The organism is Pseudoduganella ginsengisoli (genome assembly GCF_009720865.1).
GTDB lineage: Bacteria > Pseudomonadota > Gammaproteobacteria > Burkholderiales > Burkholderiaceae_D > Rugamonas > Rugamonas ginsengisoli.
On the sequence record NZ_WNLA01000038.1, the window covers coordinates 23,143 to 35,603 of the forward strand.

Annotated in this window: 11 protein-coding genes and 1 tRNA gene; 7 read left to right on the forward strand and 5 right to left on the reverse strand. The window is 60.1% G+C overall.

Annotation, left to right across the window (positions count from 1 at the left end; all coding sequences use genetic code 11):
• Window positions 1-67 precede the first annotated feature (67 nt).
• Window positions 68-1,888, reverse strand: a complete 1,821-nt coding sequence (locus tag GM668_RS29075) for an ABC transporter ATP-binding protein/permease (RefSeq protein ID WP_170305908.1) — start codon at window positions 1,886-1,888, stop codon at window positions 68-70.
• Between the two features lie 150 nt (window positions 1,889-2,038).
• Between GM668_RS29075 and GM668_RS29080 the strand changes: the two genes are divergently transcribed.
• The 3 genes from GM668_RS29080 to GM668_RS29090 all read left to right on the forward strand — a co-directional run bounded on the left by GM668_RS29080 (window position 2,039) and on the right by GM668_RS29090 (window position 3,255).
• Window positions 2,039-2,114, forward strand: a tRNA-Phe gene (locus GM668_RS29080).
• 267 nt (window positions 2,115-2,381) lie between these two features.
• The gene (locus GM668_RS29085) at window positions 2,382-2,891 is read left to right on the forward strand and encodes a glycoside hydrolase family 73 protein (RefSeq protein WP_155442474.1); all 510 of its coding nucleotides are present in this window, start codon (window positions 2,382-2,384) and stop codon (window positions 2,889-2,891) included.
• Window positions 2,892-2,904: 13 nt separating this feature from the next.
• Window positions 2,905-3,255, forward strand: coding sequence for a hypothetical protein (locus tag GM668_RS29090; protein ID WP_155442475.1), 351 nt, complete (start codon window positions 2,905-2,907; stop codon window positions 3,253-3,255).
• Window positions 3,256-3,298: 43 nt separating this feature from the next.
• Here the strand turns inward: GM668_RS29090 and GM668_RS29095 are convergent, their stop codons facing one another.
• Complete coding sequence (locus GM668_RS29095; RefSeq protein ID WP_155442476.1) at window positions 3,299-4,273, reverse strand: MerR family transcriptional regulator; 975 nt, start codon at window positions 4,271-4,273, stop codon at window positions 3,299-3,301.
• A 162-nt stretch (window positions 4,274-4,435) separates the two neighbouring features.
• Here GM668_RS29095 and GM668_RS29100 point away from each other — a divergent pair, with 162 nt between their 5' ends.
• Together GM668_RS29100 and uvsE are read left to right on the forward strand one after the other, a co-directional pair.
• Entirely contained in the window at window positions 4,436-4,879 is a 444-nt protein-coding gene (locus GM668_RS29100) for a fasciclin domain-containing protein (protein ID WP_371868796.1), read from the forward strand.
• An 11-nt stretch (window positions 4,880-4,890) separates the two neighbouring features.
• Window positions 4,891-5,790: a UV DNA damage repair endonuclease UvsE gene (gene uvsE, locus GM668_RS29105; protein ID WP_155442478.1), complete on the forward strand. Its 900-nt coding sequence runs from the start codon at window positions 4,891-4,893 to the stop codon at window positions 5,788-5,790.
• Window positions 5,791-5,841: 51 nt separating this feature from the next.
• Here the strand turns inward: uvsE and GM668_RS29110 are convergent, their stop codons facing one another.
• On the reverse strand, window positions 5,842-6,804 hold the full coding sequence (locus GM668_RS29110; protein WP_155442479.1) for an MYG1 family protein: 963 nt from the start codon (window positions 6,802-6,804) through the stop codon (window positions 5,842-5,844).
• 29 nt (window positions 6,805-6,833) lie between these two features.
• Complete coding sequence (locus GM668_RS29115; protein WP_155442480.1) at window positions 6,834-8,537, reverse strand: hypothetical protein; 1,704 nt, start codon at window positions 8,535-8,537, stop codon at window positions 6,834-6,836.
• 153 nt (window positions 8,538-8,690) lie between these two features.
• Between GM668_RS29115 and GM668_RS29120 the strand changes: the two genes are divergently transcribed.
• Window positions 8,691-9,047: an ArsR/SmtB family transcription factor gene (locus tag GM668_RS29120; protein ID WP_155442481.1), complete on the forward strand. Its 357-nt coding sequence runs from the start codon at window positions 8,691-8,693 to the stop codon at window positions 9,045-9,047.
• Window positions 9,040-9,987, forward strand: a complete 948-nt coding sequence (locus GM668_RS29125) for an SRPBCC family protein (RefSeq protein ID WP_155442482.1) — start codon at window positions 9,040-9,042, stop codon at window positions 9,985-9,987. Before GM668_RS29120 ends, GM668_RS29125 begins: the two co-directional genes overlap by 8 nt.
• A 70-nt stretch (window positions 9,988-10,057) precedes the next feature.
• On the opposite strand, the gene GM668_RS29130 is transcribed toward GM668_RS29125, so the two are convergent.
• Window positions 10,058-12,076 carry a M13 family metallopeptidase gene (locus GM668_RS29130; RefSeq protein ID WP_155442483.1) on the reverse strand — a complete coding sequence of 673 codons (2,019 nt, stop codon included), beginning with the start codon at window positions 12,074-12,076 and terminating at the stop codon, window positions 10,058-10,060.
• Between the last annotated feature and the right edge of the window lie 385 nt (window positions 12,077-12,461).

Sequence of the window (12,461 nt, forward strand, 5' to 3'; positions counted from 1 at the left end):
ACTAATTTGCGCTATCCACTAATAACGGCTGCTTTCCCGCCCTGTCCCGGTCTGCTGGCGTCGATGCTCAGCCATGCAACACTGGGAAATGCGCCACGGACGCGGATGCCTGCACTGGCGTTGCGGAACGATGCGGCTGTGCCGGCGCATCAAACTGAAAACCTTTGGCGTCATGCAGTGCCCACTTCCCCTCCCCCATCAACTGCAGCACATGGGTGTGATAGCGCAGCACGGCAGGACGGTGGGCAATACTGATCAGCGTGGCGCCGCTGTTGCGCAGACGCGCATACAGCGACGCTTCATTGCCGCTGTCCAGCGCGCTGGTTGCTTCATCGAGAATCACCGTGCGGGGCGCATGCACCAGTACGCGGGCAAACGCCAGCCGCTGCTGCTCGCCCACCGACAGCAGCTTTTCCCAATCCCGCACGGCATCCAGGCCGCCCATGCGCTCGGCCAGGTGCGGCAAGTGCACTTGCTGCAAGATGTCCAGCAATGCTTCGTCATCCAGGCTCGACTCCTCGCTGGGATAAATCAGCTGGCTGCGCAGCGAGCCGGATTGCAGGTACGGCTGCTGGGGCAGGAAGAAGCACTCTTCCAGCGGCGGATGATGAATCGTACCGCTGCCGGCCTGCCATAAGCCGGCAATGGCACGCAACAGCGAACTCTTGCCGCAGCCACTGTCGCCGGTAATCAGCAGGGCGTCGCCCGGCTTTAATACCAGGCTCAATTCCTTGATCAGTACCCGCTCTGATTGAGGTGGCTGCAGCGTGACGGATTCCAGCGCGAAGTGGTGCGCCTGGCGCCGGGCGATACATGGCGTATCGCTGGCAGCGGCATCGGGCTCCGCACGCGGCAGCACCAGGTCTGACAACGCTTGCAGGCGGCTGATACCCGCCACAAAACGGCTCAGGCTCTCGAAGTTATCGACGATGACTGCCACGGCCCCAAGTACGGCAGTAAATGCGCCAGCCGCCTGCACCGCCCGCCCGACTTCCAATTCACCGGACAGGACGCGCTCCGCCAACAGTACGCTTGGCAATACCAGCGTCAGTTGGCTAAAGGTGCGCTGGAACAGGTTCAGGGAGCGCTGCTTTCTGATCAGCTTGGCGAAGTTGTTGATGACCTTGTCGAATTTACTGTCGATGTGCGCCCGTTCCTGAGCTTCGCCCCGGTAAAAGGCAATCGATTCGGCATTTTCACGCAAGCGCATCAGGCTGAAACGGAAGTCCGCTTCACGCCGCAACTGCCAGAAATTCAAATGGATCAGCGGGTTGCCAAACACGTAGAGGGCAATCGTCGTGCCGAGCAGCGCATAGACCGCCAGCACGCCGACCAGCAAATGCGAAATCGACCACAGCACGGTGCTGAATGCCACCAGCTGCATGATCGAGCCCAGGAAGATCAGCAGGAAGTGGATCGAGCGGCCGGTAAACGTGTTGATGTCTTCGCTGATCCGCTGGTCCGGATTATCGATCTCGCTGTCCGTGCCCAGCGCATAGTACTTGCGGCCTTTCAGGTAACCGTCGAGGAAACGGCTGGTGAGCCAGCGCCGCCAGTGGTTGGCGTACAAATCACGCATGTAGTAATAAAACGCGTAGATCGGCACCGCGAATGCCAGCACGAACAGGCAGGCCCGCACCGTCGCCCAGAAACGGGGGCCATCCCTGGCCGCCAAGGCCGACGTCATGTCGCCGGCCTGGTTGTTCAACATGACGGCGAATTTCGTCTCGAGCAGCATCAGTACGATCAGCAGCAACAGCAGGGCCCAGGCTTTTTTCCTTTCCCCTTCCAGCCAATAAGGTTTGGCCACATTGATGAACTGTTGCCATGCAGCAAGCGACAGGCGGGCGGTGCGGGGTTTCCCGGATACTGGCGTAGTGGTAGCCATGATGTAGTTATATGCGCTGAAGTGGTCGGCCCTCCAAGCATCCCATCGGGCACGCACCTGTTCAGTGCGGAAACAGACATAGCAGCGATAACAGGCCGGATTTCCCGCCCGCCACATGCTTGCGCGGGATTTGCTATAATGCCGCTCCTTGGCCTGGTAGCTCAGTTGGTAGAGCAGAGGACTGAAAATCCTTGTGTCGGTGGTTCGATTCCGCCCCGGGCCACCAAGAACATCCCAAGCAAAACGCCGATCCATGCAGATCGGCGTTTTTGTTTTGAGACTTCGCTGTTCTTGATTCCGGTCTATTCCAGATTCGCTTCCCGCTAGCCCGCTTAACCGGCCGAACCATCTAAACGTCCAGCAGCACACTCACGAACAACCGAATCGTGTTAAGAGTGAACTATCCGCGTAGCGGCTGCGCACGCTCAACAAGAGGAACCTTAACCGGCGCGATGATCCACTTTCCCTACCTCAATTGGATCGGAGGCCATTCATGTCGAGACACGGACACGCACTTGCACAAACCCGCGCTCATAAGCACCACCCCAATCGGCAGCCAGCTCACGTAGCCCACTTTATTGCCTTGCACGTCAGTGACGCAAAAATTATCTCCGCGCGAACAGGCATCCCAGCCGAAGTCATACTTGCGCAGTCCGCACTTGAAAGTAATTGGGGACGCTCGGTCAAGGCAAATGCATACTTTGGCATTAAAGGTAAATCCCCATCAGGGCGTTCGACAACTTTCGCAACGCATGAAGTTACGCTGTCAGGGCAGCGCATAAGCGAAACCGACGAGTTTCGTGCCTATAACGGCTACGATGAAGCAGCCGCTGATTATGCATCGCTGATACAGCGAAAATATCCTGCTGCTCTGGCGTATCGCAATGATCCCGAAAAGTTCGCCGAGGCTGTTGCACGGCAGGGCTATGCGACAGATCCACAATATGCCAAAAAACTGAAATCAATCATCCATTCCCATATTTCGCCGTTACTCACAAAGTAAGCACCTACCGGCCATGAAATCATTGCACCGCTTACCAGTCCTATTCATATTTGCCTCAACGGCAGCATTCTCCGGGCAGGTGAAAACCAAGGATGAAGCGATCGTACTTGCCGTGGAAGCGATACAAAAGTTCCATCTAACGAAACTGAAAGACGACTGCGGCTCAATCGCTGCTGTCGAGAAGTCGTCATATTTCGAAATTGTGGTTCGCGAACGCCACACGCGGCTTTGCGGCGGCACACCAGATACAGGGCCGCGCCTTTTTAGCGTGCGAGTAGATAAGCGGGACGGCCGGCTAACCAGCGATGTTTATGATGGGGTAAACTACAGACCGGTAGACCATCAGCCAGCCCAGACCAAATAAGCTGAGTTCACAAAACGCCGCCTTCATTCATCCGGGCGGCGTTTTACTTTTTTTGCTCCGGCAACGGCAACCCCTCGGCCTGCGCCAGTTGCTCCATGGCCTGCTCCAGCACCGCGCGCGCACGGCCTGCCGCCTGGTACAGCTCCTCGTGCAGCAGCCGGTCGGCTTCATTGCGCGATGCGCACTGTGCGCTATAGCGCTCAAAGCTGCCTACCATCAGCAGCAGGTCGGCCAAGTGCCGCGGACACTCGCACGCCAGGCTGTTGCCCGCATTGGAAATGGTGGCCAGCGCATGTTCATCGAAACGTGGCGCGGGGGCGGCTTCCGGCTCCGCGCGGGGCGGTGGCAAATCACCTCCCGCCAGGGCCGAGCGGCACAGTGACACCAATTCGCCGATTTCTGCAGGAACGCGCGCCACCAGCCAGCCTTGGGCGCGCAAGGCGCGGATAGTCGCGCTGGCGGAAAAGCGGTACAGCACCATCACCGCAGCGGAACCTGTCGCGTCCCTGGCTGCTGCAATGGCGGCTATGGCAGCTTCATGCAGTTCCGATAATTCCACCACCAGTAAATCCGCAGCCACTGGCCCCGCCGTTGCAACGGCTTCGTCCAGCCGGCTCCAGCTGGCCACGACTTCCAGGCGCGACTGCTGGTTGCTGGCGGCAATCCGGCGCGCCAGGCCGATGCCTGCCACCGCCAGCCGCATCGGCCCCGCCGGCGCAGCCGCGCCATCAGCACTGCCTGCCCCCGCCAGCGCACGCAATTGCTCAAGTGAAAGCGTAGCCAACTGGCCAATCGGATGACCCTGGTCGACCAGCTGTTTCAGCAATCCGAGACGTTTGACCTGCTCTTCCGAATACAGGCGCTGGCCGCGCGATGAACGCTCCGTATCGGACAAACCATAACGCCGTTCCCACACCCGCAACGTTTCCACCGGCAAGCCTGCCAGCCGTGCCGCCGCACCGCTGCGGTACCAGATTTCGCGCAGCGCGCCTGCGCCGCTGTCTTTTTTGAATGCCATTGCTGACCCGATATTGAACCGCTAATCCACGCATTATACCGGTTCAAACAATAGAAATTTCGCCAGTCAACCCATAAACTTAGCGACACCAACGGTTGAACAGCAGTTCAACAATGGGACATCCCACCTATTTAATCCAAGGAGCTTGTCATGAAAAAATTGATGCTGGGTACCACCATCCTGCTTGCGCTGGGCGCGGCGCAAGCTGCTGACATTGTCGACACCGCCAAGTCGGCTGGCAGCTTCAATACGCTGGTCAAGGCAGTCCAGGCCGCAGGTTTGGTGGATACCCTCAAAGGCCCGGGTCCGTTCACCGTCTTTGCGCCGACCGACGAAGCGTTTGCCAAGGTGCCGAAGGACAAGCTCGACGCCCTGCTGAAAGACAAGGCAGCGCTGGCCAAGGTGCTGACTTACCACGTGGTGCCGGGCAAGGTGCTGGCTGCCGACGTCAAGCCGGGCGCCGTCAAGACAGTGCAAGGCAGCAACCTGAAGGTCAGCACTGGCGGCGGCGCCGTCATGGTCGATAACGCCAAAGTCGTGAAAACCGATATCGCCGCCGACAATGGCGTGATCCACGTGATCGACACGGTCGTCATGCCGAAATAAGCAGCCTGCCCATGACTCCAAAACTCGGCCTGGTGTGCATCACACAATCGTCGGAAGTGCGCTACCGGACGGTGACACGCAAGCGTTTGCTGGAACTGTCGCCGGACGGCCAGCGCAAACTGCTCGATGAACTTTACCGCGACAACATCCAGAGCTTCGCTGCGGCGCTGCGCTATTGCGAGCGGGAAGGGATTGCACTGTACCGCATTCCGTCATCGATCTTTCCGTTTGCCGACGACGACCTCGGACGCGGCGTGCTGCAACCGCTGGCCGGGGCGCTGGCGCGCCTTGGGCAGCGGGCTGCCGAGCACCATATCCGCCTGGTGATGCACCCGGACCAGTTTGTCGTCCTCAGTTCCGATTCGCCAGACGTGGTCGCCAACAGCATCACGATCTTGCAAATGCACGCGGACATCATGGATTTGCTGCTGCAGCCGCGCTCCCCCTGGGCGCTGCTGGAAATCCATGGCGGCAAGGCCGGCCGCAGCGATGCACTGGTCGAGCGCATCGCTGCACTGCCGGATGCGATCCGTTTGAGGCTGGGACTGGAAAACGATGAATACTCGTATAGCGCGGCCGACATTCACGCCATTTGTGTGCGCAGCGGCGTGCCCATGGTGCTCGATGCACACCACCATATCGTGCATGAAAAGCTGCCGACCTATGATGATCCCAGTGTGGCCGACATGCTGGCCAAGGCGCGCGCCACCTGGCCGGACCCGGCGTGGCAACTGGTGCATATCTCGAACGGCCGCACCAGCTTCAATGACCGCCAGCACGCTGACATGATCACGGTGATGCCGTCCAGCTATGCGCAGGCGCCCTATATTGAAATTGAAGCCAAGGCCAAAGAAGAAGCCATGCAGCAGTTGCGGGGCTGGCTGCATGATGTCGAATGCGCGGCGGCTTGAAAGGAGCGCATGGTCCAGACGCCTGTCAACGGGCGCCTGCAGATACCGAAATTAGCGGTGCCGCGGCACCGCGCCGCTTTCAACTTCTTTCAGCGCCAGCGTTGCCAGCGCCCGCGCGCCCTCATACGACTTCACAGCGGCAATAAACCGGCCATTGTGGCAAAACGTCGCGTCCGGCACACCGGTTTCCGCCGCCAGCTCCGCATCGCGCAAGCCGGCCCACGATGCCGGCAAGTCTGCCCGCGCCGTGAAACTGTCCGCACTGACAGGCACCGTATGCAGCAAATGCCGCTGCTCGCCGATGCTATGACTGATGACAAACAGCACCTTGGGCATTTCCTTGCGCACCAGCTGGGTCCATGGCAACGAAGCGTTTTTCAAAAACAAGACTTTGCCGTCTTCCAGCAATTCGCCTTGCCGCACTTGCTCGGCCGCCAGCATGGCGCCAACACGGTATTTGACGCCATTGGTCAAAATATCCGCCAACAATTCCATCGCGCGCCGGAATTGCGCCAGCCGGTAGGCTTCGGCCCCTTCATAGCCCAGCCGCTGTTCATCCAGCCAGTTGGTATTGAAACCCGACACCACCGCCGACAACCCATAACTGCCCGGTGCATTTTTCGCCGCACCTACATCCGATAAATCCAGGTACTGGACGATGTCGGCATCGATGGCATACGCGATTTCGCGCGCCTTGTCGTCCGCCAATTGGTGTCCCGTATGTTCGGCCGCCAGGATCGCAACACAGCGTGCGCCGTATTCGCGCCACACCAGGCCAGCACTGGCATACGGCACGCCCGTCTGCCTTGCCGCACTGAATCCTTTTTGGTGATGGTCGAAGCGCCCTGCAGCCGGGTCCCAGATACCGCCGACATCGACAGCAAATTCCGCCGCTTCAATCGTGGCGGGATCGCGTGTGCGGATAATGTCGCATCCGGGAAAAACAATGTTCAAGACAGCAGTCGCCCACGCATCATCCGCGTGAAACTTGCCGTTGTGAGTGACGATGACCATAATTTTCCTGTCTATAAAACTGTGCAAAGTCAGCGCTCGGCCCGCAAATTGGTATCCGCCTTGGCCCAGCTGCGCTCCAGCTCACCGTTGACGCCACGGGCTTCCACCTGCTTTCCTTGCGCCGCCAGCGCTTTGCTCAACCCCTGCAATGCCCAGCCACTGGCCGGGTGCAACGCCAGATCGCCGCGATAGGTGCGCTCCGCATCAGCATAGCGCTTTGCCTGTAATTGCATCGCCCCCAAGCGCTGCCGCGGCGCACTCGCGAACATCGGCGGTTCCGGCATGTCATCGGCGCCCACGGCAGCGCTAACCGCTTGCGCCTGCAACGCCACCGCCGCACTGGCATCCTGTGCCGCCAGCGCAATTTCCGCGCGCAACTGCAATTGCGCGGTGCGGGCCAGGCTGCTGACAGCTTTATGCGAGCGGTCCGGGCCATTGAATTTCTTCACCAACGGCTCCGCTGCGGCATCGAGGCGGCCCAGCGCGGCCTTGGCCTCATCCATACGGCCGCCCTGCGCCAGCGCAATGCCGCGCGCCATTTCCCCCATCACGGTTGCCATGCCGCGCCCGCCTTGCGGCATGGGTTCATTCAGCAGCGCGTCCCAGCGCTGCAGGCGGAGCAAAGTCAGCATCGGCAAGCTGCGCGTATATTCGGCGAATTCATGGTCGCCCTTGGTGCGCCCGGCCAGCGTGCGGGCAGTGTCCAGCGCCAGTTCCGTACGTCCTTCCATCAGCGCCGCATACCATTGGAAGTGCAGGTTGTGGCCGCGCCAATCCCGCGTGCCGGCAAAGTTCTGGCGTTTCAAATCCTGCTCCAGCGCGGCATCCGCCGCCACGGCCAGCTGGTTGACACGGGTGGCGTCCGCATAACGGCCCAGCAAGCCATACGTGTGGGACGGCATATGCAGCAAGTGCGGCGACTTCGGCGCCAATGCCCCCAGCCGGTCGGCCGACGCTTCCGCGCGGCGCGCCACGGACACGGAATCCACGGCATGAATCATGTAGTGGTTAAGGCCGACGTGTTCAGGGTGCTGCTGCAGCGCGGTTTGCAGTAAATCCGCCACCTCGCCAATGCGGCCCACCGGTTTGCCGGTGGCGCTGTCCCACCACGTCCCCTGCGTCGCCACCATTTCCGCTTCCGCATAGATAGCCAGCACGTCCGGATCGCCAGGGAAACGCTTGACCAGTTCGCGCATGCGTTCGGCGTACGCGATGTCCAGCGGGTCCACTCTTTGACCATTGGCGCCGCCGCACAGTTCCGCCGTCAGCAATGCCGTTTCGCGCGCCGCACTGCTGTGCGCATAACGCAGCGCCAGCGAGTCGATCAGCGCGCGGTCGCGCTCCGATACGCCATCGCTGTGCCGCAGCGCGTAATCCACGTAGCGCTTCGCATCCGTCACGTCGCCGCGCTGCGGGTGATTGATGTCCGGCCCCAGCTGGTACGCCACGCCCCACGCGCACAGGCCGCAATCGGGATCTTGCGCCAGCGCGGCCATGAAAGCGCGGGCTGCTTCCGCGCTGTTGAACGCATAGACTTGCGCCATGCCCTGTGCGAACAGCTTGCGCGCCGCGTCATTGGCGCGCGACGGCTGCAACGTGCTGGCGCCGAAGCCGTCGATGACGGGGGCGCTGGCCTTACTGTTCAATAACAACGGCGCCGTACTGCATGCGCCGATCAGCGATAGCGACAACGCGGCCGCCGTCAGGCGGCGAAAGCGGAAGGGAAAGCGCATGGTGAGTTCCTGTCCAGAAACCTTAGGATGAAACCGCCACTTTCCGATTTTAATAGCAGACTGTCAACAGGCAATATTGGTCACAGGCTTGACGACGCCCGCATTCCAGCCTATATTAAACTCATTGGTTAATTAATCAATCGGTGAAATTCGATGCAAGACCGCCTCAGCCAAACTTTTTCCGCCCTCGCGGACCCGACACGGCGCGCTATGCTGGCCCGGTTGTCCCAAGGGGAAGCCAATGTTTCCGATCTGGCCGAACCCTTTTTGAACGACATGAGCCTGCCCGCCGTCACCAAACATTTGCAAGTGCTGGAAAAGGCCGGACTCATTACAAAAACCCGCAAGGCGCAGTGGCGCTCCTGCAAGCTCAATGGCGACGGCTTGAAGGACGCTGCGGACTGGATGGAGCAATACCGCGTGTTTTGGGAAGAGAGTTTCGACCGCCTCGATGCTTACCTGAAAACTGTGACCGCCAAAAACCCACCCCAAGGAGATGAAAATGTCTGACTTCAGTGCCCCGAATGAAATCCGCATCGTCCGCGTGTACGACGCCCCTGTGCAGGCCGTGTGGGACGCGTGGACCGACCCGGCCCAGGTGGCGCAATGGTGGGGGCCGCGCGGTTTCACGCTGACGACGCACAGCAAGGATTTGCGCGTGGGCGGCAAATGGCGCTATACGATGCACGGCCCGGACGGCACGGATTACCCGAACGTGACGCTGTATCACGAAGTGGAGCCGCTGCGCAAACTGGTCTATGACCATGGCGGCACCGACGACACGCCGCCCATGTTCAAGGTCACCGTGCTGTTCGAAGAAGCCGATGGCAAAACCCGCATGGACATGACGATGGCCCTGGCCGACGCGGAAGCCGCCAAACAGACGCGCCAGTTCATCAAGCACGCCAACGGCGACTCCACGTGGGACCGCCTGGCCGAATACCTGGGCAAGCGGCTGGCGGACGAAGACAAATTCGTCATCAACCGCAGCTTCGACGCGCCGCAGGATGTCGTATTCGACATGTGGACCAAGCCGGAACACCTGGCGCGCTGGCTGCCGCCAACCGGCATGACGATGCGTTTTATCCGCGCCGACATCCGCACCGGCGGCGCTTCGCTGTATTGCATGGGCAATGACGCCGTCACCATGTATGGCCGCGCCCAGTACGAAGAAATCCGCCGTCCTGACTTGCTGGTCTACACGCAGCAATTCTGCGACGAAAACGAAAATATCGCGCGCCACCCGATGGCGCCCACGTGGCCGGAAACCATGCGCACCACCGTTCAATTCAGCGCGGAGACGCCGGCGCGCACCCGCGTGACGGTCACGTGGGAAGTCGCGGGCAAAGCCACGGCGGAAGAATTGGCAGTGTTCCTGGCGCACCGCGCCAGCATGATGGGCGGCTGGACCGGGTCGTTCGACAAGCTGGAAGCCGCACTGGAAAGCTGAACGCCATGATGGACATGCGCCGCACGCGGAGTAGCCGATTTCACTTCAGTTCCCAGCGCACCTGGCGTCCTTACCAGAAAATCACACGCTGCTCCGGCGGCAAATACATCTTGTCCCCTTCTTTCACATCGAATGCGTCATAAAAGCCAGGATGGTTTTTCACACTGCCGTTGACGCGGAACTCCGACGGCGAATGCGGGTCGGATTTCACTTGCGCGATGGCAGCCGCATCGCGCGCCTTGCCACGGCGCGCTTGCGCCATGCCCATGAATAAACGCTGTTCCGCCGTATAGCCATCGATCACGGGACCTGGCTGGCCCTTCGTGTAAATCTTGTACGCGCGGGTCGCCATGACCAGGCCCGCGTTATCCGCGATGTTTTCACCGAGAGTCAATTCACCGTTGACGAAATAGCCTGGCACCGGGCTGTAGCCGTTGTACTGGGCCACCAGCATCTTGCCCCGCGCAGCGAACTTTTCGCCATCTTCCCTGGTCCACCAGTTGCGCAAGTTGCCGTCGCCATCGTATTGCGAACCCTTGTCGTCAAACGCGTGGCTGATTTCATGGCCGATTGAAATGCCGACCGCGCCATAATTGACAGCGGGTTCCGCATCCGGATCGTACAGCGGGTATTGCAGGCGCGCGGCCGGGAATACCACTTCATTCAAGGTCGGGCTGTAATACGCATTCACGGTTTGCGGCGTCATGCTCCACACGGAACGGTCCACCGGCTTGCCCAGTTTGCTGATGGAATATTCGTGGCTGAATTCACGCGAGCGCAGCACATTGCCGACCAGGTCATCACGCTTGACGGCGAGGTGCGAATAGTCGCGCCATTTGTCCGGATACCCCACCTTGACGTTAATCTTGGACAGCTTGATTTGCGCTTCCGCCTTGGTTTCCTTGCTCATCCAGTCCAGCGTCTCGATGCCTTCACGGAATGCGGCAATGAAGTTTTGCACCATGTCCGCCACTTGCTGCTTGCGCTCAGGCGGGAAGTATTGTTTGACGTACGCCTTGCCCACCACTTCGCCCAGCGCACGGTTGACTTCCGCAATGGCGCGCTTCGGCAGTGCGCGGTTTTCTTTGGCGCCGGACAGCACGGTGCCGCGGAATGCAAAGCTTTCATCGACAAACGCTTGCGACAGGTAGGGCGCGTAGGCGCTCAGCAAATGGAATTCAAAATACGCTTTCCACACCGGCAGCGGCGTAGCGGCAATCAGCTTGTCCAGGCCGGCCAGGTAGCTGGGCTGGCGCACGATCAGCGTATCGGTCTTGCCCGCCACGCCCACACCTTTCAGGTAAGCGTCCCAGTCAAAGTTCGGCATCAGCGCTTTGACTTGCGCCAGCGTCAGCTTGTTGTACGCCTTGACGGGGTCGCGGCGCTCGACGGCGGTCCAGTGCGCGCGGGCGATATCCGTTTCAAGCGCAACGATCTGTGCAGCTTCTTCCGCTGCCTGTGCGTGGCCTGCCAGCGCCAGCATTTTTTCCACGTGCTGCTGGTATTGGGCGCGGATGCCGGACAGGCGCGCATCGCTGTCGGACAAGAAGTAGTCGCGGTTCGGCAAGCCCAGGCCGGACTGGGAAATATAGACGATGTAGCGCGTCGAATCCTTGTTATCCTGGCCTACGCCTATGTCGAGCGGGGCTTCGCTGTCGATGCGGTTCATGTGCGCCGCCAGCGCGGCGATACCCTGCTTGTCCGACAGCGCGGCAATGCGCGCACGCTCCGCTTTCAATGGCGTCAAACCCAGCGCATTGCGGCGCTTTTCATCCATGAAGCTGGCGTAGTAATCACCGATTTTCTGTGCGTCGGAACCCGCCTTGCGCGCCTTGTCCCGCTCGGCCTGTTCAATAATGGTGCGCACTTGTTCTTCGACTTTTTCCTGCGCCACGTTGAACGAACCCCAGTTGGAACGGTCTGCCGGGATTTCCACGCCGCTCAGCCACTTGCCTTGCGTATGGCGGAAGAAATCATCCTGGGCCCGGACTTTGTGGTCGATGCTTGCCGTATCAATACCGGCTTGCGGGCCTGCCGCATAGGCGTGGAAACAGCCAAATACCATCAGGCTGAGCAGCGTGCGTTTCATTTTTTGCAACTCCGACAAATTAATCACGAGCAGCAGTATGACGCAGCGAACCCCGGCCGGAAGCGGTTTTTTGTATCAGGAATGTTTCAACCGTTTAGCGCCGCCAACGTGCGTTTCACTGCTATCTCCTGGGAAAAAGAGGCCGTTTTAGCCAGCCTTGAGGTGCTAGTCGGTGGCTGCCTTTGTGCAACTTTTGGATCAGCGCACTGAATCGCCACGAGTATTGTAGACACTCCTGAGCCATAATTTAGGGCAAAGGTGATCCGCTTGGATTTCATGGACACTTCGCTGCCGAGAATTTGGTCGGCTAAGGGCCCGTTCCCCCCCCTTCAGTGACCAGCCTCCGAGCGAAGTCTTTTGGAGTCTGGTCCTTGAGAGTCATGTG